Raw genomic sequence first — 24,954 nt, forward strand, 5'->3', positions numbered from 1 at the left:
TGCTTATGCGCCTAGTAATTTTCTAATACGGTTTATCGCTTCGCGGCTTTCATCAACACTCGCAACGAGCGCAATGCGCACATAGCCTTGCCCAGGGTTTTTGCCATTAATATCACGTGACAGATAGCGCCCTGCTAGTGCGTGAATATTGGCCTGCTCATACAGTGCTTTGACAAACCGCTCATCATCCCCATCGAACGGCTCAGGGACTTTTATCCAAAAGTAAAATCCAGCCTCAGGCATTCGTAACTCTAGTAACTCACCAAGCTCAGACATCCACAAGGCAAACTTTTCTTGATACAAAGCGCGATTGTGTGCCACATGCTTTTCATCTTGCCATGCAGCGATCGAGGCGAGCTGATGTGGTATCGGCATCGCACAGCCTTGGTAAGTACGATATTGCAGGTAAGCTTGCAAAATATTGGCATCACCTGCCACAAACCCTGAGCGCAAACCAGGCAGATTTGAACGCTTAGATAAAGAGTGAAAGACAATACAGTTTTTGAAATCATGACGACCGAGGGCAGCGCAGGCTTGCAATAGTCCAATCGGCGCCGTATCAAAATACAGCTCGCTATAGCACTCGTCACTAGCAATAATAAAATCGTACTGATCTGACAGACGAATGAGATACTCCCAATCCTCCATCGTCATGACCGAGCCCGTCGGATTGTTCGGACTACAAACAAACAGCAACTGCGTGCGCGCCCAAACATCTTTTGGTACGGTGCGATAGTTACCTTTAAAGTCATCGTCCAGTGTGCAAGGCACAAAATAAGGCTCGGCTTGCGCCAGTATCGCTGCACCCTCATATATTTGGTAAAAAGGGTTGGGCATGACTATTGTAGGAGCAGTCGTAGGAACAGCCATAGGAGAAACGGCAGATAACCGGTCAGAGACAGACAGCAGACTACTCTCTGTATCGCTTACTTTATGATCCACGACTGCTTGTACCAGACTAAAAATAGCCTCGCGTGTGCCCATTACTGGCAATACTTGCGTATTGGCATCGACATGGTTCAAAAAGAAGCGTTTTTCTAGCCAATGCGCGATGGTTTGGCGCAGCTCAAACATGCCATTAGTCGTTGGATAACGACTTATTTTGTCCAAATTTTCACGTAGTACGTCCAGCACGAACGCTGGTGGCTCATGTTTTGGTTCACCAATACCGAGCTTGATTTCACTGTAGTCATGGGCTGGCACACTGTTAGCAAGCAATGTTGCCATCTTTGCAAAAGGATAAGGATGCAGGTACGTTAAGTTGTGATTCATAAGTAGGGTAACTATAATAGACAATTAATAATAAAGTTATAAAGAAAAATTACATTTAAGCAGTGTAGCACTTCTCTTATTTTTTGTCTTTTACTTCTCATGCTCAAGCTGCTTAGCTATTTAATCATAAATTATAATAACTAATGAAGCCGTCACAGATTTAAAAATCCTAAAAAAAGCTTATCAATTGGTAACTTATAACAATACAAAAAACTGCTGTCAGCCCTAATGATAGATTATGGTGAGGATAATTTGATATGCCTAGTATCTCAAAAACTAATGATCTTAACGCGACAGACATTCAAGATGAAAATTTTGATGATGCGCAACAGCGAACCAAATTGTACGAACTATTAAAACAGCGGGAGCAAAGCTGGTGGCAAGCTCGCCAGCAATTAATTAGCCATAAAGAACGAAAAATGTTTTGGTACGGTGAAAATAGCTTGATGATGTGGTTACTGTGGCAACTGGTCAGTTACGTGATCGTTGCGATGGTGCTGATGTTGCTTAGCAATCAGCTCGGTATTTTACTGCCCTTATGGCAATATATTGCCTTATTTGTTTTACAGACAGTGATTTTTGTGGCCATGCTCGCGTCCAAAAGTCGAATGGCAGACAGCTTACAACGTAAAATCGATAAAGATGAGTTGATGCGTGAAGAGGCACTGAATGAGATGATTATCTTAGCAGAGGACAGCCTTTATCCCGATGTGCATGCCAAATCGCCTATTTCTCTAAGACAAATCTATGTGTGTTTTGGCAGAGATTTTCATTTAGCAAGTTTACATTGTTTGCTGCAAAAAGAGGTCAACGCTGGGCGCTTAATACTGACGCAAAAACAGATTGAAGCAGAGATTCTGCCACCAGATCTTGCGGATGATGAGCTCAATGAGCACGCTAGCGAAATGATATATAAAAGCACCTTATAAAAGGTGCTTTTGGTATTAACGGGTTAAAAAATACAAAGCATGCCATCAATGAATGGATGATACACGCTGAGTATTTATCTTAGACTTATCTTGTAAGCCCATTTGTTCAATCACATTTGCTGTAAGCAGCAGGCTGCTCTCTTTGCATACTGAGACTGGCCATCAAGGCGGATCGTAGTGCGTCAAGTCTAGCAGCAGATAGCGGTTCATCATTTTGATCGCTGATATAAAACATATCTTCTGCACGTTCGCCCAAAGTGGTGATACGCGCCGCATGCACCTCAATTTTCTCCTGCAAAAACACCTGTCCTACTCTTGCCAATAGTCCCGGCTGATCAAGGGTTTCTAAGCTCATAATATGCTGATCAGAAGCCTCATTAAACTCAAAATTAATCACCGTGGTCACTTCAAAATGTCTAAGCTGACGCGGTATGCGCTTATTGGTAAGTTTCAGTAGTGTCGGGTCTTTAAAGGCATTGATTAGGCGTTGTTTGAGCTCTTGTTGACTGTCCTCATCGACCAATAATGTGCCACTGGGATCAAGCAGTACATAGGAGTCCAAAGCAAAATCGCGGGTAGCAGTAATGATACGGGCGTCTAAAACATCCAAGTTCATTTGATCAAATACAGCCATGGTGACTGCAAACAGGTTCGTCTGATCTTGGGTATAAACAAAGACCTGTACCGCATCAAGGGCCAACTCACGATGCTCACGTAATACCACCAATGGCGGGCTATCTGCATTAGAAGCAAGACCAATCGGCGGATGGTTCAAAATGGCTTCGGTATGCCATAAGATGTCTTCAGGAATTTCTCTCAAGAAATATTCATCACCCAAATCATCCCATAGCCTCAAGACTTCATCACGATTCATGTGTTGATTGTTGACACTATCGAGCATCGCTAAGGCTTGGGTTCGTGTCGCACTGATCATATCTTGGCGGTTAGTAGGTGCATCGATATCAGCGCGCAAAATGCGCCGAGTTTGTGAGTATAACTGTTTCATTAATGTGGCACGCCAGCTGTTCCACAACTGTGGATTGGTCGCATTCATATCCGCAACAGTGAGCACATATAAATGATTGAGGTGGGTGACATTACCGACTAAATTGGCAAAAATAGTGACCACTTCTGGATCTGAGATGTCTTTTTTCTGAGCAGTCATTGACATCAATAAATGATAGCGAGTGAGCCAACCAACCAAGTTGGCATCTGCCAGACTCATACCATGCGCCAAACAAAATTCAGTCGACTCGGTTTGACCCAGCTCACTATGGTTGCCACCGCGACCTTTGGCAATATCATGGAACATGGCGGCCAGTACCAAGATTTCCTTACGCTCGATACGTTGAAAGATAGAGCTGACCAGTGGAAAATCTTCATAAAACCGTGGGTCGGTAAAGCGATGTAAAATCCGAATCAAAAATAAGGTATGCGCATCAACCGTATAACGGTGAAATAAATCATATTGCATCAGACCGGTCACTTGGGCGAACGCAGGAATGTAGCTGCCTAAGACGCCGTAGCGATTCATGGCACGCAGGCGATGAAACAGATAATTCTGCTCTTTTAAATTGGCTAAAAAGAGCGCTTGGTGAGCGGGGTTATCACGGTAGACTTGATCGATGCCACGCGCGGCGATTTTTAGCGCACGCAAGGTATGAGTGCGCACGTTTTTGATACCGTACTGACCCATCAGTAAAAACATCTCTAGGATAGCATCAGGATGCTGGGCAAAAACCCGATGATGCGCCATGGCGATTTGGTCACCAACTTGGTTAAAGCGCGCATTGATTGGCTGCTTTTTTGGACGCTCATCATCAGGTAACTGCGGCTCTATAATCGTCTCGTAGTAGTGATTGGTCAGCATCTCAGACAGCGTCGATATCTGCATGGCACAGCGATAATAGTCGCGCATAAAACGCTCGACGGCGGCATTTGGCTGATCGTCTGGCTGCGTCTCATAACCCATCAATTGGGCAATCTCACGCTGATAATCAAACAGCAGCTTGTTTTCGTTGCGACCAGTCAATACATGCAGATAATGACGTATTTGCCATAAATAACCTTCTGCAAAGTTCAGCTCATCGAACTCTTTTTCAGTCAAAAAGTTTTGTTGTACTAAGTCATACAGCTTACCCACTCGAAAATAGCGTTTGGTCACCCAGCCGATGATATGAATGTCGCGTAGACCACCAGGGGCAGTTTTTATATTGGGTTCAAGGTTGTACTCAGTGGCATTGTGCTGTAAGTATCGCGCTTTAGCTTCTGCGATTTTTACTTCAAAAAACGCACGCGGCGACCACTGTTTGTTGACAATTTGAACGGGTACATCCTGTAAAGCCTCATTACCAATTAATAGCCGAGCTTCTAGCTGGGCACTGGCAATGGTGTGATCGAGCGACGCCTCTAAAGCGTTATTAACACTACGTACCGAGAGAGCAGGCTCTAATCCTATGTCCCACAATAGCGCCACCAACCGATCTATTTTCCCACTGGCATCAGCGCCAATCTCATCAGGGGAGAGCAATAAAATGTCGATGTCTGAATAAAGCGACAGCTCGCCACGACCATAACCGCCTGTGGCAAATAAAGCCAAATCTGTCTTATCCAGCTCAAACCAGTTAAACAAGGCAATCAGCAATTCGTCAATCGCACCAGAGCGTGCCGCCACCAATTGACGAATATTGACACCGCGTTCAAGTGCACGGTTAATATCCTGATTAATTTGAGTCAACCAGTGAGGAATACCCAGTAGTGACTTTTCAGTGACAGGAGTGTCCGCTAGCAGTGACACGTTTGTCGCTATATCCTTTGATAATAGAGGTAAAGGTGTCAGATCGATAGAAGCGACATCACAAGTAAACATGAGTGTTATCCCGTTAAGAGTTTAAAAATAAAACGTTTCAGCTGAAAAGCGTAGAATCAACAGTGTGCTGGTAGCTGACAAAAGCCACAAGTAGAAGTTACCAATATAATTTATTAAGTCATCAGAGTATAAAGATAAAAAGCGGGTGAGCACAATACTCAATATGACCTAATTATTGGCCAAAAAAAAGACCGCCTAGGCGATCTTTTTTGATATTACTGGGTCAAAAAACTCAAATCTTCTTCAGGGCGAGTGGTAAACACCTCACAGCCATTATCGGTCACGACCATCGTATGCTCCCACTGTGCTGACAGCTTACGGTCTTTAGTAATTGCCGTCCATTCATCAGGCAAAATCTTGGTTTGCCATGTACCTTGGTTAATCATCGGCTCGATGGTAAAGGTCATGCCTGTTTTTAGCTCAAAGCCTGTACCTTTTTTGCCATAATGCATGACTTGCGGCTCATGGTGAAACTCATTACTAATGCCGTGACCACAGAACTCGCGAACGATACTGAAACGTTCAGGCTCGACCACTGCTTGGATAGCAGCACCGACATCACCTAGACGCGCACCGTTTTTGACGACACTCATACCAGCATATAGGGCGTCTTGTGCCACTTTGCAGATACGTTGTGCCATGATAGAGCCGTTACCAACGATCCACATTTTTGAGGTATCGCCATAGTAGCCATCTTTTATCACGGTCACATCGATATTGATGATATCACCATCTTTGAGTAGCTTGTTTTCGGCTGGAATACCATGACAAACCACATGATTAATCGAGGTACAAATTGATTTTGGGAAGCCATTATAGTTAAGCGGTGCAGGAATAGCCTGTTGCACATTAACGATATAGTCATGGGCGATTTGGTTAAGTGCCTCGGTACTGATGCCAACTCGAACGTGCTCATCGAGCATGACAAGGACATCACTGGCAAGTTTACCGGCCACGCGCATTTTTTCTATGGCTTCTGGGGACTGGATAAGGGATTTTTTAGTCATCATTATATTACTTATAGTTATGGAATTAATGGCTTGAATTATAACATAAATGAAGACGCTACTGTTTTACGTTAAGTGATAGTGAACCTATCATTATTATTGATAATAATTGCTTTACAGCGAAGTAGGAGCAGTTGTGACCCTCTAGTCACGATAATATATTCATATTTTGACAATTTAGTTGAATGTTACAGAAGATATAAGTAATGTAATTTTGCATGCTAAAGGAATTAGCAGCAATCTTTGCCGATATTATGAGGTAAAGATAATCAAAATTAATGATAACAAGGACGTTATTATGACGCTAAAATCTTCTCTAGCTTCGGCTTTTGCGCCCAGCGCATTTCTCCCCTCACTTGGTGCTATCGGTGCCGGTGTACTCTTAATGGCTCTACAAACCACCTCGGCTCAAGCTGCTGGTCAATACTATAATTGTGCCAATTCAACCGGATGCAAGCTGGTCAGCAACAAATACTGGACGTCAAATCATACTGATACAAAATACCCAATTGTTATGGCACATGGTCTTGGCGGCTTCACTAACTTATTTGGGATTATCGACTACTTCAATGGCATTCCTCAAGAGTTGATGAAAGGCGGCTCAGAGGTATATACCACCAAAACGTCAGCCGTCAATAACAGTGAGATTCGCGGAGAGCAGCTGCTGCAACAAGTCAAAACCATCACTGCCATTTCAGGTGAGCCTAAAGTCAATTTATTTGGACACAGTCAAGGCGGTATAGATATCCGCTATGTCGCTGGCGTCGCGCCAAAATATGTCGCATCAGTTACGGCAGTCTCAAGCCCAGAACAAGGGTCAAAAACGGCAGATTTTGTCAAAAATACCCTTGAGCCAAACAACACCACAGGTAATCCATCCAATGTCACAACACAGCTAGTCTCAGGCGTGTTCAATTTGATTGGTGGCTTTACAGACGTGGGTTCAGGTATCAGTTTTAAAGAGATACAAGAGCAAGATGGCTGGCAAGCGCTCGTGGCTCTATCAACGGATGGTGCTGCTAAGTTCAATGCCAAATTTCCTGCAGCAATGCCAAAAAATTATTGTGGTCAGCCGACCAGTACTGCCGTCAATGGCATTAAATACTATTCGTTCAGCGGGGTTGGGCAAATAACAAGCGCACTGGATCCTAGTGATTATTTATTGGCAGCAACGAGCGTGCCGTTTGCAGGCGAGTCTAATGATGGGTTGGTGTCTGCTTGCTCAAGTCGTCTTGGTTATGTGATTCGGGATAATTATAGAATGAACCATTTGGATTCAGCCGATCAAGTATTGGGTCTGACGGCATGGGGCGATTCTGAGCCAAAATCTATCTATCGTACTCAGGTCAATCGTCTTAAAAACGCTAACCTTTAATAATGTAAGCTTTTAAGAACATACGCTTTTAAAAACATAAGCCTTTAAGCTGACTTATAAAAGAACCCTCATTTATGTCGAATAATCGCCGCCCAGCCTATCTACCAATAGTTATAATCGCCGTGGTTAGCATAGCCATAACGGCGGCGGTGATTATGTGGTTCAAACCTGATAATACACGTATGGCTACAGCGCAACCAGTATCCAGTGCCCTCACTAATGAGGCTGATGCTACTCTATCAACTGCGCTGGATAATGGCCAAGTAGTGCAAACAACTGCCGCCCAAAACCAGTCTCTATTTGTCACTGGATTGGAGCATTTGCCGCGCTCATTACAAGGCACGCAAATTGACGGCGAAATCATCATTGACGAAAATAAGCAGTTGGTCGTCACTGAAGGTCTACGGCGTTTATTCGATTATTTTTTGTCGGCGCTGGGTGAAGAAGATGAAGCGGTTATTTATGCCCGTGTTGAAAGCTATATTCGTCACCACACGCCAGAGCCTGCCGCTAGTCAAACGGTCGCTATATTTGACCAATATATTACCTATCTTAAAGCCATTACTGAAATAGAAGAACGTTATGGCAATCTGCAATTACAAGCGGCAAAAAGCGGTGAGCTGGATCTAAATGTCGTCGCTCAGCAAAAGCAAGATGTAGCCAAGTTGCGTCAGCAGTATTTTACTAAAGAAACCATTACCGCCTTCTTTGGTGCAGAAGAGGAGTATGATGATTATAGTATGGAGATGGTCAGAATTAACCAAAACCAGCAGCTAACGGATGTGGAAAAAGAGGCAACACGGCAGAACTATATAAGCCGTATGCCGGATAATGCGCTCAAAGCCGGTATCACCCAGCAAGCCAATCTGAACGAGCTGATGAATCGCACAAAACAGATGCAAGCAAAAGGGGCAACGGCTCAGGAATTGTATAACATGCGTCGTGATCTGGTAGGTGCTCCAGCCGCCGCACGCCTCGCGCAAGTCGATGCAGAAGATGCTAACTTTGCTCAACGTTTCGACCAATATCAAGCCCAAAAACAGCGCTTATTAAGTCAAAGTGCAGATAAAACGCAAGCACAAACCCAAATCAATCAAATCGAACAGCAGCTATTTAGTGAGGCTGAACGCAAGCGTTTGGTAGGCTATGCTGCTTTGCAAAAACAGAACAGCGCCAATCTAAAGTAATACCTAGCATAAATGAGTAAAACGGTAATTTTAACGAGAAACTGTCGGTTTTCAGGGTATATTCAAGAAGTTATAGAAAAAGTGTTAGCAGTTAATGTACCGTCTAACAATAGAGGTTAGCAAAAAGACTATAGAGCGCAACAAATAACAGGGTAATCATACACTCAATCTATAATGACAGTTAAGCTCCAGTTGTGCATAATGACCGCATTATTGAGAGTAATGAATAAAACAGTAAATTAATCATAATAAAAACGAATGTTTAGGATAAGAGCTATTTTTTATTCTAAAAAAACCACTAGAGGAGTTTATATGAAAAACATGACTAAAATGATGATGGCAGCGACACTTGCGGTAGGTACGTTGGCTGCTGGTTGCCAAACCACCCCCAGCGTAACAGCGCCAGTGACTCAACCAATTACTTCTAATACGCTACAAGCATATGACTGGCAGCTAGTTGACGCCAAACGCAGCAATGGCGATAAAGTTAGCCAATTGTTCTTTGATCCAGCGAAGCCGTTGACGCTAAAGTTCTTCAAAGACAGCGGCAGTGACCGTGTGACCTTTATGAACACCTGTAATAACATGGGCGCTGACTACAAGGTTGTGAATGGCAATGTCGTATTAGGCAACGTTTTATCTACTATGATGGCATGCCCTGAGCCACAAGCAAGTTTTGATACTGCGACTTTAGCGACCGTACAAGGTAAATATAGCATCAGTAAAAATGCCAATAACACGCCTATCTTGACCATTACCAATAGCAATCAAGTTGCCCATTTCAAAGCCGTTTCTAAATAATTCAATCATTACAGATGGTTTTTAAATAGTATTCGCTAAAAGCTTTTTTTTTATAAAAGTCAGATTTAGTTTTAAAAACGCCTCACTATCTAGTGGGGTATTTTTTTGTCCAAAATTTGGCATGGTTTACGCTACACTGTCATTTGCTATTAAGTAAAGTCTTTAGGCTAGGATATTTTAATGCACTCAATCTTTTAGCCTTGATTGTCAAGATTCTCAGTACGCAATAATCAATACTTTATTGGACGTTATTTTATGTCAAAAATGCTTGTATCAAAATCATCCGTCAATATACGAACGATAAGTAATATCACCGCACTAACGACTTTTATTCTGTTGACGGGTTGTCAGACCTTGCCTAGTACGATGTCTAAAACGATGCAAGCGCCTGCTAATAATATGAGTGCGAGCAATCCACTAACGGTGCAAATGTCAGCGATAGATCGGCATGGGCGCATTGCCTATGTCGAGGAGCAAGGAGTCGGAGCTGCAAAGATGTCGACGCTTTATAGCATTCGTCCTGATGGTAGTGATCGTCAGTTAATCGATCAGCTTAATGGTTATATTTATGCGCCAGCGTGGTCAGCTGATGGGCAACTGCTGGCATATAGTAAACAAGCGCCGCGCCAGCATCCTAAGATTTATATCTATGATCGCAAAAGCAACATCCGCAACCTTGTGGTAAATGCTGAAGGCAGCAATATGTCAGCGTCGTTCTCACCTGATGGGCAAAAACTCCTCTATAGCTCGACGGTCGGCGGCAATGCTGATATCTATGAGATGCGTCTGAGCGACGGTAAGACCACACAGCTCACTACGTTACCGAGCACGGAAGTGCAGCCAAGCTACGCCAGTGATGGGCAAAGCTTTGTCTATACCAGTGATAAAGTCCGCGCTGGACGTCCACGTATCTATCGCTATAACTTCGAGACTGCTAGTGCCACGCCTGTGCTAACAAGTGGCTATGTCGCCAGTCCGCAACTGAGCTTGGACGGTCAGCGTATGGCATATCTAAATGGTCGAAAGGCCGCCGTTATGATCCTGAGTACTGGGCAAATCACCAATCTAGCAGAGACTGGACTTGATGAACCAGCACGTCTTTCACCATCTGCACAGTATGCTGTCTATCCGACAAAGCTTTCACAAGTGGGCGGTCAAAATGGCGGAAGTTTGGTCATTCACTCATTATCTGGTAATACAAGTTATGCCATTGGCAGTAAGGTGGGCGGAGTCGTGCGCTCGCCGATATGGGGACGCTAAAGGCAAAACCTATGTATTATGTAATGGAATGTATATATAATCCTTGATAAAGCAACATAAGTTGATTTAAAAAATGTAAACTTGGCAGCATTAATTCGAGTGAGCATCATCCCCATAATACCAATTTGCATAACCAAGTCATTGAGCTAATAGATTGGGTGAGCAAAAGGAGAATACGCGCAATGCAAGAAGCTTTTTTAGTCTTTATCACTAAAATCAGTTTATATCCCACGATTATTTTTACGGGGCTTGTGATGTTCGTCACTTTATATTGGGTTGTGTCTTTACTCGGCATGGCAGATATGGATAGCGTAGACCTTGGTGAGTCAGGCGGTGATGCTGATGTCTCTACCTTATCATCGACTGGTTTTTTCACCGGTCTCATGCTCAAATTTGGTCTTTACGGTGTCCCTTTAATCATCATACTAAGCTTAATTAGCTTGATCGGTTGGTTGCTCAGCTATTTATATACCAGCCTTTTACATCAATATTTCGATTCTGGCGTTCTGTATTATTTATTCGGTACAGGGGCGCTCATTTTCGTATTGGTCGTCTCTATGTGGTTGACAGGCATTATTATTTCGCCGATTCGCAAAAATATCGCTAAAATTCCCAAACGTAATTCGTCTAATAATGTGGGTAAGATCGCTGTTGTGCGTACCCTTAGTGTCACAGATAAACATGGCGAAGCAGAGCTAAATGATGGCGGTGCAGGATTGATATTAAAGATTCGTTCAGACACCAATGATGGGTTGTTGAAACAAGGTGATAGAGTGATGTTGATAGAGTATTTAGACGAAGCCAATACCTACCGAGTTGCTGTCGTCGAAGATAAAAAAATATTGTAAAAGTATGAATACAACTAATTGTTTTTAGAAGTAATTGATTGTCAGAAATAGCGAATTTTTAGAAATAGCAAGAATCGTTTTAAATTTGGTTATAGTCGGTTCAGTTTAGTTTAGATATCAGAATGGTGCGTGACAGGGCTATTAGGCACACTTGTTATAAAAAGTGCTATAAATCGTAGAGTTAGCAGGCCTGATAGCGTATCTGATTTATATTGAATGGATTATGGAATGTTTTAATTAAAGGAATGGATATGGACACACTCATTATCGTCGGCGTGGTTGTAGTGCTGGCGTTTGTTTTTATGATGGTCGCACTATTGATGCTCAAGGCCTTTTACTTTAAGGTCGAGCAGGGCAAAGCACTCATTATTAACGGTGTGAGTAAAATTGCCGTACGTTTTGATGGTGGTTTTGTTTGGCCAGTCATCAACAAAAAAGAGTTGATGAGAATCTCGCTTATCACCTTAGAAGTGGACAGACGCGGTAAAGAAGGTTTGATTTGCGCAGACAATATGCGTGCTGATATCACCGTGGCATTTTATTTACGCGTTAATGAGACCGAAGAGGATGTGCTAAAAGTCGCCAAATCGGTTGGGGTTGAGCGCGCGTCAGATAAAGTCGCTGTCAACGAGCTGTTTAATGCTAAGTTCTCTGAAGCCTTAAAAACAGTTGGTAAACAGATTGATTTCGTCAAACTGTTTGAAAATCGCAGCGAGTTTCGTGACAGCATCGTTCAAGAAATTGGTAACGATCTGAATGGTTATGTCTTAGAAGATGTGGCGATTGATTACTTAGAGCAAACGCCAAAATCGTCATTAGATTCTAGTAATATCTTAGATGCTGAAGGTATCAAAAAGATTACTCAATTAACGGCCTTTCAGAACGTTATCACCAACGAGCTTGAGCGTGATGAAGAACTGGCCGTTAAGAAAAAGAATGTCGAAACCAGAGAGGCGATGCTAGAGCTAGAGCGTCAACAAGCCGATGCCGAAGCCAAACAGCAACGTGAAATCTCGTCAGTGATTGCACGCGAAACGGCTGAAACTCGCAAAATTGAAGAAGAAGAGCGTAAAAAGTCTGAAACAGCTGTTATCTCAGTTGAGCAGGATTTGGCCATTCAGCGTGAGAACCAGCAGCGCGAAATCGAAGTCGCAGGTCAAAATCGTCTACGTGCGGTCGTCATCGAAGAAGAAAAAGTCACACGTGCCCGTGATTTAGAAATTGTCTCTCGTGAGCGTGAAGTTGACTTGCAACGTATCGAAGCTGAACGTGCGATTGAGCTTGAGAAAAAAGAAATCGCCAACGTCATTCGTGAACGTATCGCAGTGGACAAAACCGTTGCGCAAGAAGAAGAGCGTATCAAAGAAGTTCGCGAAATTAGCGAAGCGGAGCGTTCGAAGCAAACACGTGTCCTAGCAGCAGAAGCCGATGCGGAAGAAATCAAAGTACGTCAGGTGAAAAAAGCCGAAGCAGAAGAGCTATCTGCCAAGCATAAAGCCGTCGAAATCACCACATTGGCTGCCGCGAATCTTGAAGCATCTGCCAAAGATTCAGAAGCCAAAATTAAAATGGCCGAAGGTATCAAAGCAGAAGAGTCAGCACATGGCTTTGCTGAAGCGGCTATCCAAGAAGTCAAAGCCGCTTCTTTGGAAAAAGAAGGCATTGCGAAAGCCAATGTTATCAAAGCGACTGGACAAGCTGAAGCGCAATCAGATCGTGAAAAAGGTATGGCAGATGCTGAGGTTATCGCGGCTCGTGGCGAGTCTAAGGCAAAAGCTGAGCGTGATATTGGTATGGTCGATGCAGAAATCATCGCCGCTCGTGGTGAATCTACCGCTAGAGCTGAGCGTGAAAAAGGCATGGCAGATGCTCAAGTCATCGCGGCTCGCGGTGAGTCAAATGCCAAAGCAGAACGCGAAGTTGGATTGGCAAAAGCCGAAGTTACTCGTGCACATTTCCAAGCCGAAGCAGATGGTCTGGTCGAAAAATTCAATGCCATGGGTAGCATGAGCGAAGAGGCACGTGAGCACGAAGAATTCCGCATGAGCCTTGAGACAGCATTGCAAGAAGCATTGGCATCGATTGATGCTGGTAAAGAGATTGCGAAAGAAAATGCTGAAGTATTGGCAGTGGCGTTACAGAAAGCCAAAATCGATATTGTTGGCGGCGAAGCGCATTTCTTTGATAACTTTGCCAAATCACTGTCTATCGGTAAAGCCATTGATGGCCTAGCGGGTAAGTCAGACACCTTGAGCGGTATCATCAATGGTGTGATGGCCAGTCAAGCCATGAAATCAAACCAGAAAAATGATGATAAAACGACTTATTAATAGGGTCTAAATGTCTAGGGCGAGTCCTCAAGTCAATCGATAGTTATCTAAATAGGTTAAAAATGGTTAAATCTTGCCAAACAGCGTCAAATAGCTGACTAATATCTCGATATTATCTGCGCTATTTTCCTTGTTTTACTGCGATTTATCTCATTTTTATCACCATTTTTAAAATGAGGACACGCCCTAGCCTTAATGGGTAATTATTAGTGAGCAAGTTTTTATCTAACAGTATGAATGAGTAATATTTTCTAAAATAAAGAATCTATCGTGTAGGCGGCAGATTTTTTTGGCTAACTCAGGGTGATTCAGAATGACGAATCATGATGAGTTGGTTAATCTAAAAAAATAGCAGTGACGACTTGTTTTTTTAGATTAGCCAAGTGCTTCTTTACTTTCAATGATTCTTTATTGCCCAAAATTCTCTTATAGTGGATTCAGTTTAAAAGAGATACAAGGCAACCGAGTGCAGATGTATATGTGATACTTCAAGCGAGGTTAACGCTGTAGCTCTTTTATAAAGGATTGACTATATTATGTAAAAACAGAAACGGACGAGCAACGATGGCGGACACGCAAAACTCAACAAATTCAGACAGCAACGATAATGCTAATCAAGCCAACCAAACCGATCAGGCAGTTGCTTCAGGCAATGCTTATGAGCTCATCAAAAAACGTCTGACGGAACAAGGCGGCCGTTTAGAAACGCAAACGCAGACGCTAAATAATGCGCGTCTCGAAGAGTTTGGCAGCACTCAAATGCAAGTCATCGCCCGTACCCGTATTCGTACTGAATACAACTGTGTGGCACAAGACATGGTGCAGGTCGGCGATTATTTGCTGTTTGGCTACAACGTTTTTATGGGGCTCAAACGCGCGAGTAATATTAAAGACGTATTGTCGTTATATCGTCTGAACGAGCCAGCTGGTAATGAAGAAGAGTATCAGCTTGAAGAAGTCGATTTAAAAGGAACGTTTTTAGATCAAGATGCCTTTGTTCAAGATTTCAATGAGTTGTATCGATATTACAAGCAAACGCGCCTGATTCAAATAACGGTGAAAGACAGCAAGTTGCTGTTAGCGTTTCAGATTGGCGAACGCATCACTGATATTCGAGTATTCCGTTTTGCGTTAGATTTTAGCCAAGGCACACCAGAGTCGGCGCAAGTCGCTTATGTGGACAATCGAGGCGAGCGTGATATTGAACTGCCGCCTGCTTATGATTTCGACTGGATTGAGACCACACGCGATCAAATGGTGAATGGTAAATATCCCCATATGAATATCTTAGACACGATATTTGTGGAAACGGTCGGTGGCGATTTGACCATAAAAATTGAGGACAATACGCAGTCAGGGCAAGGTATTTATAGTGAACCGGTCAATGACCGCACCCAGTCGCTGACGGATGCTGAGATTGCGTATGCCAAAGTCGGCAGTCTAATACTGCTCAAAATATTGCCTTATCGTGAAGAGGACTACCGTTATTTTGTTTATAACACCTTGACCGAAGCAGTGCTGCGATTGGATGCAATTGGACAGTCGTGTGTTCAGCTACCAGAAGACCATGGCATCATGTTTCCGGGTGGTTATTATCTACAGACGGGTGAGTATAAGCTGTTCGAGGCCAATAATGTTGGCGCTACTGACTTACGGTTTAAGCGTAAAATTGTATCGCCAAATGGGGAAGATGTTTTATTTCTATTTTACGACAGAGACTTGGGCGTCACGGGACTGTTTCCTTATAACTTGATTAAAAAGCAGTTGGCAAACCCTATTTATTGTAACGGTATGGCTTTGGCTGAGAATGGCCGCTTGGTGCTGTTTAGTGATCAAAGCGAGCCATCTCGTATTCACCCAATGCAAATATGGCACACGCCTTATGCCTCACACGAGTATGTGAGTGAGCTGCCAGAGAGCACGAGTTTCTATGGCAAGATTGGCAATAAAGAGCTGGTGCGCGGCATCTCAGACCTGTATAGCATTACTCGCCTGATTGATAATCAAAGCGTGTCACAGAAGCTCTATGAAGAGCTTACCAATAATACCAGCCGACTATTTGACAGCTATTATTGGTTGTCTGAACCTGAGCTGAGCGACGTCGCCAGTAGTATTAAAGAGGTGACGGCTACGGCTGAGCTGGTCATTGATGAGTTCGCCAAAGTACAAAGTATCCAAAAGCAAACCCAAACTGCGCTAGCTGATGCTGATACACAGCAAAGTGAGATTTTGCGGCAGATACGTGTTACTAGTTTTGAGTCTGCCAGTGATTATGTCGATCAGCTGTCAGCATTAAGACGTCAAAAAGGCCGTTTGGTTAGCTTGGAGGATTTGCGCTATCTAGATGCCGATAAGCTACAAGCGCTGCAAAAGCAGTTAGAAGAAGCGGAGAGCGAGCTTGCCGAAAAAACGGTGCTGTTTTTAAGTGGCGAAGAAGCGTTATCAAGCTACGAAGGCATATTGGTCGATGTCAGTGAGCGCTTAAATACGGCAGAAACCAATGCTGAACTAAAACCCGTACTAGAAAAAATCGATGAGACAGCGCAAGGGTTAGATTTATTAACCGAGTTGCTAGGGACGCTAGATGTGGCCGATGCCACAGTGCGTACGCAAATCATCGATGACATATCGACCATTTATGCGAGCCTAAACCAGAGCAAAGCCAAGCTCAATCATAAACGAAAAAATCTAGGCTCAGCGGAGGCCGTCGCGCAATTTGGCGCGCAGTTTAAGCTATTTGGTCAATCTATTGCCAATGCATTGTCCATTGCCAATACCCCTGAGAAATCAGACGAGCAAATGGCAAAATTGCTGGTACAGCTAGAAGAGTTGGAAAGCCAGTTCGCTGATCCAGAGACCAATAGTGGCGATCAGTTTTTAGCCGATATCATCAGTAAGCGTGAAGAAATTTACGAGACCTTTGAAAACCATAAGCAGCAACTGCTTGATGCTCGCAATCGCAAAGCGCAAAACTTAGGTGATGGCGCGCTGCGAATGCTTGAGAGTATTAAAAAACGCACACAAAGCACTGGCGTCACGGGATTTACAGAAGAGGAAGCGCTAAATACGTATTTTGCGGCTGATGGTCTGGTGCAAAAAGTCCGCAACATCGCAAAAGAGCTGCAAGCGATGGGCTTTAGCGTCAAAGCCGATGACATCGACGCACGCTTAAAAGCCATTCAAATTGAGAGCTATAAGAGTCTAAAAGACAAGTCGGACTTGTTTGAAGATGGTGGTCAAATCATCAAACTGGGTAAGCACCGCTTTTCAGTCAATACTCAGCCATTAGATTTGACCTTATTGAGCCGTCAACAGTTAGATGGCAAGCGCGTGCTGAATCTACATTTAACGGGTACAGATTATTATGAAGTGCTTAATAATGCTGAGCTAAACGCCTTGCGCCCGTATTGGGACATGAATATCGCCTCCGAGTCTGACAAGGTATACCGCGCGGAGTACTTGGCCTATAGTATTATCGAAAGTGCTAAGAACAGCCAAGATGGTCTAACCGAAACGCGTCTATATCAAGCATACGATGCGACCATTATTACTTTAGATATCAATGGCGATATCGATAATGACAGTCCATTGTCCAAACTGGTCAAAGCTTATGCTACTCCTCGCTATCAGCTTGGTTATGACAAAGGCATTCATGACCATGATGCCATGCTATTATTGATGCAAATATTGCCAACGTTGCGTGAGGCAGGGCTACTGATTTATACCCCGCAAGTACGTGCCTTGGCACAGTTGTTTTATTGGCAGTTAAATATCGTACAAGCGCTTGGTCTAGACAGTTTGCGTCAATTTGGTTATGACAAATGGCTGAATGAATCAGTGCTGACACGTGCAAATAACTGGACAGATAGAGCCGCGACCGCCGAGCAACTGCGCCGTGCATTGGGCAGTGATACGGCCAAATCTTTGCTGGTTGAAGACATGAGCCAAGTGATGCGTCATTTTGTTATGGCTCATAATGATGACAGTGCTAGCGTTGATAAAGATGGTAGCAAAAATTCAGAATCAGATTCAAATACCAGTGATGTTCATAACGCCAACATTTTCAAACCAAGCTACGTGCAGCTTGCTTGTGAATATTTGGTGAGCGTCATGGGGCAGTCGGCGGAATCAAGTGCAGGCGCAAACAGCACAGTCAATTGGCAAACCAGCCAACAAGCACAGCAGTTATGCGAACAGCTAAGCCAAACGTTGAATAGCGCTTCAGGCAGCACGCAAAATACCGCCAGTTTTGACCAATTACAATCTTCTATCAGTAAGCTTGGCTTCCAACCCAAATCAGCCTATGAGCTACTAGCCACATGGTTCCATGCCTTACTTGATAAGACTTATGGTGGTACTGAGTCGGCTGATGGCACGGATGAGGCAGGCGAGGCACTCAGTGAAGAGCAGCTTGCCGAGACTGAAACACAAAATGCGCTACGCAAGCAACAGCTAGAGAGTGGCCGTCATTATGTACCCGAAGCCATTGCTGTCTTACTGACGCAGTTAAATGATGCCCAGCGTGAAGCTTTGGTGCAACGATTGATTGATTCAGGTGCTACTTTTAATAAAGGGGCTTTTAATAAAGGGTTAGGTGCTAAAGGATTGGGTAATCAAGGTTTAGGCAGTAACGGACTAGATAATCAAGGCACAAGTGGCAAACCATCGGCCTTATCATTTTCCTCAATCACCTCATCAACGCCTTCATTGACCAGTATTAATAATCCGCTCAATCAAGTGCAAAGCTTTGAGCGTAGCACGGGTAAGGTATCGCTTGAGATACAAGTCAATAATTTGCTGGGTGAGCATATACGTATTCATCAGCAGACCTTAACCTTTGCCGTCGATGATTTCTTAAATCGTTTGCATCATCATGATGCCCAAGTCATTCCTGCCTATAGACGTTATCTGGCCATGCGCTCAGAGATATTACATGACTCAAAAAAGACGTTGCGACTGGACGAATTTATGCCGCGTCCATTGTCCTCGTTTGTGCGTAACCGTCTGATTAACGAGAGCTACCTGCCTCTCATCGGTGACAACCTCGCCAAACAGATGGGCACGGTCGGTGAGGATAAGCGTACCGATTTGATGGGTATCCTCATGATGATATCGCCACCAGGGTATGGTAAAACCACCTTAATGGAATACGTGGCAAATCGTCTTGGCCTTATCTTTATGAAGATTAACTGTCCGTCACTCGGTCATGATGTGACGTCTTTAGATCCCGAAAAAGCCCCGAATGCCACCGCTCGAGAAGAGCTGAATAAAATTAACTTGGCCTTTGAGATGGGCAACAACGTCATGCTTTATCTTGATGATATTCAGCATACCCATGCAGAGTTTTTGCAGAAATTTATCTCATTGGGTGATGGCACACGCCGTATCGATGGTGTCTGGCAAGGTAAGACCAAGACCTATGACATGCGTGGCAAAAAGTTCTGCGTGGTCATGGCAGGTAACCCGTACACCGAGAGCGGCGAGGCCTTTAAAGTGCCTGACATGCTCGCCAACCGTGCCGATATCTACAACTTAGGCGATATCATGAGCGGCATGGAAGAGGTGTTTGCACTCAGTTATATCGAAAACTCGCTGACCTCTAATACCGTCCTCGCACCAATGGCTAACCGTGACTTAAGCGATGTGCATCGTTTGATTAAAATGGCAAAAACAGACAATGCCAACCTCGCACAAGCACAAAGCAGCGACCTGACGTATCCGTATAGCACCTCAGAAGTTAACGAAATTATCGCTATCTTGCGCCATATGTTTAGGGTGCAAGAAGTCATTTTGGATGTTAACCAAGCCTATATTGCCTCCGCCTCGCAAGATGATAAGTACCGCGTTGAGCCGATATTTAAGCTGCAAGGCAGTTATCGTAATATGAATAAGATGACCGAAAAACTGTCGGCGGTCATGAATAAGAGCGAGCTGAACCAGCTGATAGATGATCACTATCTGGGCGAGTCACAGCTATTGACTCAAGGCGCAGAGAGCAACTTGCTCAAGCTTGGTGAGATGCGCGGTGTGTTGACCGAAGAGGAAATGGAGCGTTGGGTGCAAATCAAAGCCGACTTCTTGCGTAATAAAGCCATGGGCGGAGAAGATGGTGATACGGGCGCGCGTATCGTTGCACAGTTGGTCGACTTGGCCAGTGGCTTCAATGCCATCAGTAGCCAGTTTGAGACATACTTAACGAAAAACGATCCAGAGCAAATCGCTCGTTTACGAGAAGCAGGACAACAAGCGCAACTCGATGCCCAGCTAAACGCCCAATTAGAAGCACAAAAAATACTCGCTGATAGCGTCATTAACAATGCCAAAGTCGTCAGCGACAGTATCGATAATGGCTTTGAAAAAAGCGTGAGCCAATTGCTGCAAATATATAAGCACGATCATAAGTCAGAAGGCGAGTATCTCAAGCAAAACCAATATGCACAAAAACAGCTCATGGTGCAGCTAGTCAACGCTGTTGAACAACTGGCGCAAAAAATGGCGGATAGCTTGGTTAGCAATAATGATAATCAAACAGCCGATAGCGATATCCCTGATATTCATCAGCAGACCGCATTGATGGCAACTGCCCTCAAGCAAGCGTTAGAGCCATTGACGATGCGGATGGATGAGAAGCTGGCGATTGATACCAGCACCGATCAATCTGGTAAGTTAATCGTCAATAGTCTCAACAGACTAAACAAGATCTTTGATGACTATGATTAATAGCTGATGATTAATAGCTGATGATTAATAGCTGACGATTAGTCACTACTGGTTAACAGCTATGATTGATGGCTAACGATTAAGCGTTAATGCTTAATTATTAACGCTTATGAGCAATGTTGATGACTTGCACTTATGAACATCACTTATGAATAGCACTATAAATAGGGCTTATGATTAAGAGACAGTGGTAATATAGTCGGCAACAGCTACTTTGGATACGATGACAGCGAGTAAGGTTGCTACAAACAGTAGGTTAAGCAAGACTGACACCGTATCTGATGGTAGTGAATCGACTATATCAAACCAATGAGAAAATTATGGCGCACAAAAAGAAGAATGTCCGCAAAAAACTTTGCCCTGTCTGCGAGCGCGAATTTAGTTGGACTAAAAAGTTGGATAAAAACTGGGATAGCATGGTCTATTGCTCCGACCAATGCCGCCGTGTTAAAAAGTATGAAGGGCTGGATCATCAAAAAGAAGATAAATAGGCAGTAACAATTAACTATAGATATTAGATACACGGCACAAGGGGGCAGATGATGGCACATAAAAAGGTAAACCTACCGCAAAAAATCTGCCCCGTCTGCCAGCGCCCGTTTACGTGGCGTAAGAAGTGGGAAAAGGATTGGGAGCAGGTGGTCTATTGTTCGGAGCGGTGTCGGCGGAGTAAAGATAAATCAGATTGAGTTATTCCAGAATATTAAGGTAAATTATGAGTAAGCATTTTGAACATTCAAGCTTTCGAGAAAAGCTTATTGAGCACTTATTTATTGGTGAGATGTTAAAGCTATCATGGCTAAAAGATGATTGCCAACTAGAGGTCATGAAACCTGAAGTTGATAATGCAGGTTGTGATGTTGTCCTTGAAGACAATAATATTATTCGTCATATTCAACTGAAAACTTCGAAACTATGTGCTAAAGCGTCAGGTCAAAAAGTTAATATTCGTTTAGCCAATAAGCCTTCAGGATGCATTGTTTGGATTATATTTGATGAAGAGACTTTAGAGCTGTGTTCGTTTTATTTCTTTGGTGCTGAGGCTGGGAAACCACTAACTGGGATAGAGAATGCTAAAATTGCAAAACATACCAAAGCCAATGCGGATGGCATAAAAGCTGAAAGACCTAATATCCGCACTATTAATAAAGGTCAATTTGATCATTACGATAGTATTGAGGCTTTATATAATGTTTTGTTTTTTCCAAAAAGCTAAAGTTATTCATTATTCCTTTTGATATGCTGGAATATTGCCTCGCATAGTTCTATAGCAGAGTCTGTTAGTTTCCAATCTTCAGTTTGCATTGATTCAACGATATCTCGGCAAAAACCTGTTTTACCTTTAATAGTACCTTGACCTCCATCTGAGAAAGTAAAGGATTTCTCATTAGCTGTTAGCTCAGGTATAACTTCATTTTTACGCATCTTCTCTAGAACTCTATCAAAATATTTACCTATTCCTTTAGGAGATGTTTGATAACTATCAGTGAAACAATTTTCATGATCATAGCTGTATTCTAATTTTTTTCTACCTCCTTGATTAGCTAGTCCATTATTAGGACACATTTCAAAGAATTTTTTTATCAATAGATTTCTAGGAAGTGAGTTCTCAGTTTCTTTGCCTTTAGTGATAACTATCTTATCCCCTAGCTGTTGTTCAAGTTCATTGAATCTAGGCTTTTTCGTTAAATCAGAATCTGCGATCACTAAGGCATTAGAAGTGATAAGTACTGCATTTAGACCCTTGTTCTTGCTGCTGTCCACATCTTCTAAAGAATCAACTTCGAAATCCCAATGTTCTAAGTTTGAGCCTTGATACTCTACGAATGCATAATGATAACCATCAATGAAACGTGAATAATCTTTCCATTTATCTTCATCAGTCGTCTTTAGTTCTTCCAAATATTTCTTTAAATATTGAACAAAATATAGACGGTCAGTGATACCTTCTATCCAAATTGTACAATTAGCTAGAAAGACTGAAGAAGGCGACACACCAAGTGTTTTCAATATAGTACGGTCACCGTCACAGCGCTTGATTACCGTTTCGTATTTGTTCTCTTCGTCATCTATTTGATCTTTATCCACACGATACAAAGCAATACGTTTGTCTTCGTTAATCATATCAAGCAAGTAGTTAGAATGGCTTGTCATCATGTAGTAGTGTTCAGTTTCATTCAACAAAAACTTCATTAACTGCTTAACGTAGCCAGCATGCAAATGCATCTCTGGTTCTTCAATAAAGAAGAAAGAAGGTTCGGTAGTTAGAAATGCTTTATAGGTAAGAATGATGATTTGCTGTAAACCATCACCAAGTTGTGAGATAGGAAATTGTTTGTCATCACCAATTTTGATTTGCAAGATGTCATCTTTACGATTTGGAATTAGTATGACGTCTTGATTGTTAAAGAAATAGTGTGAAAGCTTAGCTTGATAATTATATACTTTCTGTCTTTCTTCAGGCATCCCTAGCAATGAGTCAGTTAAAAAGTCAAAGAAGTCTTCACCCGAAGTTATTTGATTTTCAGAAAAATTGTAGTCTTCATAAGTTCTGAGTAACAGAGGAGTCTTGAATAAGGTATTTTCAGCTTTATCATCTATTTCGGATAGCGATTTGGATACCTTCACTTTTCTTAAACTTCTCAAAGTATCTATATAAAAGATATTGTAACTACTAAAGTTAAAAGAATTAATTCTAGATGTAATATTGGATATCCTCACCGTGTGCTTCTCTGCTTCGACTTTAAATCTATCCTTATTACCAGACATTGAACTATGTATTTTACTAGGTATCTCATCTCCTTTACGAAAATATACTACTGAACTCCTTGTGAGATTTTCATAAACGATTCTAGTTTCCTTAATAGTTGCTTTTGCACTTTCTAATTTTTGATTTATGCTTTGATAATTTGAAATTCCTAGGTTATCTAAATTTAAATCAACAGAACTAATAGATCTAAAGGAGTCATTAATACTTTTTAGATCATTCAAAATCGAAAGTGATAAGTAAAAGTCAACCTGAACACTATTAATTTTAAGACCTAATGATCTCATGAAACGACTTTTACCAGAGTTATTCGCTCCCACAATAACGTTCAAGCGTTTAAGCTCAAAAGGATGGTCTCGATTCAAACCTTCGCTTGAATCGAAATCTGTATATCCCTCTTTAAACCAAAGCTTTATAGTTTCTTCCATTGATATAACCTTAGTCATTCACAAATCTAAATTCCATCAACATTAAAGCAACTATAACTAAGACACAAGCAATAAAACCCTTGCTTATTTAGCCTCTCTCTTAGCAAAAATATTCGCAACCAACGCACCACTAAAGTTATGCCACACACTAAATATCGCACTAGGTAAGGCGGCGACAGGGTTGAAATAAGTCGCTGCCAGGGCAGCGCCCAGACCAGAGTTTTGCATGCCCACTTCTATCATAATCGCGCGGCGTTGTTTCTCCGTAAAGCCAGACAAGCGAGCGATTACATATCCCAAGGTATAACCCGTCATATTATGTAAGGCAACCACGATAAATACGATAGCACCGCTATCTAAGATGGTCGCTTTAGACACTGCCACCACCGCCGCTATAATGATGGAAATACCCAATACCGACACCATCGGTAATACCTCGGTGACGAACTCGATCTTTTTACCCAAAAATTTATGAAAGATAACACCTAGTAATATGGGCAAAATTACGATTTTCGTAATGGTTATCATCATACTGGCTAGGTCGATATCAATCAGCTGACCTGCAAAAACACTGAGCAGAATAGGGGTCAGAAAAGGCGCAAGTAGGGTAGAGATAGAGGTAATCGCCACACTCAATGCTACATCACCTTTGGCTAAGAACGTAATCACGTTACTAGAAGTACCGCCCGGGCAACAACCAACCAAGATAACACCGACTGCTATTAAAGGATCAAGGTTGAAAATGACCGTTAATAAGTAAGCAATGAGAGGCATTAGCGTGAACTGTACCAATAGACCAACCAGTACAGGCTTTGGGCGTTTGACAATCTCTAGGAAATCTTCCGTTTTGAGCGTCATGCCCATCCCAAACATAATGATGCCAAGTATGGGAACGATTAAAAAAGCCAACGAGGCAAAAAATTCAGGAAAAATAAATCCCAAAACAGCACTGACCAATGCCCAGATTGCAAAGGTTTTGCCAATCCAACTAGAAAGTAATGCAATCTGATTCATAGCCTATCTCACAAAGATAATAATAATAGAATAGACAATAATCTAGCATGGTTATTGTTAGCAAATGATGAAAGTATTTTGCTATTAACGTAGCGATAAGTTTGCTGATGGTAAGCAAAATGAAATGCCATAAAAAATGGCTTACTT

At 42.7% G+C, this 24,954-nt stretch carries 16 protein-coding genes; 11 read left to right on the forward strand and 5 right to left on the reverse strand.

Annotated elements, in window-relative coordinates:
• Window positions 1–3: 3 nt before the first annotated feature.
• Complete coding sequence (gene dapC, locus ACI2JM_RS10360) at window positions 4–1,272, reverse strand: succinyldiaminopimelate transaminase (protein WP_404644029.1); 1,269 nt, start codon at window positions 1,270–1,272, stop codon at window positions 4–6.
• A gap of 257 nt (window positions 1,273–1,529) precedes the next feature.
• Between dapC and ACI2JM_RS10365 the strand changes: the two genes are divergently transcribed.
• Window positions 1,530–2,201: a hypothetical protein gene (locus tag ACI2JM_RS10365; protein ID WP_404644031.1), complete on the forward strand. Its 672-nt coding sequence runs from the start codon at window positions 1,530–1,532 to the stop codon at window positions 2,199–2,201.
• Between the two features lie 106 nt (window positions 2,202–2,307).
• Here ACI2JM_RS10365 and glnD read toward each other — a convergent pair whose 3' ends face one another.
• Both glnD and map read right to left on the reverse strand, forming a co-directional pair.
• Window positions 2,308–5,070 carry a [protein-PII] uridylyltransferase gene (glnD, locus tag ACI2JM_RS10370; RefSeq protein ID WP_404644033.1) on the reverse strand — a complete coding sequence of 921 codons (2,763 nt, stop codon included), beginning with the start codon at window positions 5,068–5,070 and terminating at the stop codon, window positions 2,308–2,310.
• A 215-nt stretch (window positions 5,071–5,285) separates the two neighbouring features.
• Window positions 5,286–6,077, reverse strand: a complete 792-nt coding sequence (gene map / locus ACI2JM_RS10375; RefSeq protein WP_372815769.1) for a type I methionyl aminopeptidase — start codon at window positions 6,075–6,077, stop codon at window positions 5,286–5,288.
• A 298-nt stretch (window positions 6,078–6,375) separates the two neighbouring features.
• On the opposite strand from map, the gene ACI2JM_RS10380 reads away from it, so the two are divergent.
• From ACI2JM_RS10380 to ACI2JM_RS10425, 10 genes are all read left to right on the forward strand, one after another.
• The gene (locus tag ACI2JM_RS10380) at window positions 6,376–7,452 is read left to right on the forward strand and encodes an esterase/lipase family protein (protein ID WP_404644035.1); all 1,077 of its coding nucleotides are present in this window, start codon (window positions 6,376–6,378) and stop codon (window positions 7,450–7,452) included.
• 74 nt (window positions 7,453–7,526) lie between these two features.
• The gene (locus ACI2JM_RS10385; protein ID WP_404644037.1) at window positions 7,527–8,639 is read left to right on the forward strand and encodes a lipase secretion chaperone; all 1,113 of its coding nucleotides are present in this window, start codon (window positions 7,527–7,529) and stop codon (window positions 8,637–8,639) included.
• 312 nt (window positions 8,640–8,951) lie between these two features.
• A complete protein-coding gene (locus ACI2JM_RS10390; RefSeq protein WP_055125201.1) occupies window positions 8,952–9,440 on the forward strand; it encodes an META domain-containing protein in 489 nt (162 codons plus the stop codon).
• Between the two features lie 255 nt (window positions 9,441–9,695).
• A complete protein-coding gene (locus ACI2JM_RS10395; RefSeq protein ID WP_404644039.1) occupies window positions 9,696–10,700 on the forward strand; it encodes a Xaa-Pro aminopeptidase in 1,005 nt (334 codons plus the stop codon).
• Window positions 10,701–10,882: 182 nt separating this feature from the next.
• Window positions 10,883–11,548, forward strand: coding sequence for an OB-fold-containig protein (locus ACI2JM_RS10400; RefSeq protein WP_201540432.1), 666 nt, complete (start codon window positions 10,883–10,885; stop codon window positions 11,546–11,548).
• Window positions 11,549–11,799: 251 nt separating this feature from the next.
• The gene (locus tag ACI2JM_RS10405) at window positions 11,800–13,878 is read left to right on the forward strand and encodes a hypothetical protein (protein WP_404644041.1); all 2,079 of its coding nucleotides are present in this window, start codon (window positions 11,800–11,802) and stop codon (window positions 13,876–13,878) included.
• Window positions 13,879–14,442: 564 nt separating this feature from the next.
• Window positions 14,443–20,598 (forward strand): DNA repair ATPase, encoded by a 6,156-nt coding sequence (locus ACI2JM_RS10410; protein ID WP_404644043.1) that lies wholly within the window; start codon window positions 14,443–14,445, stop codon window positions 20,596–20,598.
• 320 nt (window positions 20,599–20,918) lie between these two features.
• A complete protein-coding gene (locus ACI2JM_RS10415) occupies window positions 20,919–21,089 on the forward strand; it encodes a DUF2256 domain-containing protein (RefSeq protein ID WP_083475743.1) in 171 nt (56 codons plus the stop codon).
• A 51-nt stretch (window positions 21,090–21,140) separates the two neighbouring features.
• Entirely contained in the window at window positions 21,141–21,287 is a 147-nt protein-coding gene (locus tag ACI2JM_RS10420) for a DUF2256 domain-containing protein (RefSeq protein ID WP_404644045.1), read from the forward strand.
• A gap of 26 nt (window positions 21,288–21,313) precedes the next feature.
• Window positions 21,314–21,814, forward strand: coding sequence for a hypothetical protein (locus tag ACI2JM_RS10425; protein WP_404644047.1), 501 nt, complete (start codon window positions 21,314–21,316; stop codon window positions 21,812–21,814).
• Window positions 21,815–21,816: 2 nt separating this feature from the next.
• Here the strand turns inward: ACI2JM_RS10425 and ACI2JM_RS10430 are convergent, their stop codons facing one another.
• Together ACI2JM_RS10430 and ACI2JM_RS10435 are read right to left on the reverse strand one after the other, a co-directional pair.
• Window positions 21,817–23,793: an ATP-dependent nuclease gene (locus tag ACI2JM_RS10430; protein ID WP_404644049.1), complete on the reverse strand. Its 1,977-nt coding sequence runs from the start codon at window positions 23,791–23,793 to the stop codon at window positions 21,817–21,819.
• 84 nt (window positions 23,794–23,877) lie between these two features.
• Window positions 23,878–24,807, reverse strand: coding sequence for a bile acid:sodium symporter family protein (locus ACI2JM_RS10435; protein ID WP_404644051.1), 930 nt, complete (start codon window positions 24,805–24,807; stop codon window positions 23,878–23,880).
• Window positions 24,808–24,954: the final 147 nt, after the last annotated feature.

It is taken from the genome of Psychrobacter sp. NPDC064578 (assembly GCF_044901245.1).
Classification (GTDB): domain Bacteria; phylum Pseudomonadota; class Gammaproteobacteria; order Pseudomonadales; family Moraxellaceae; genus Psychrobacter; species Psychrobacter cibarius_C.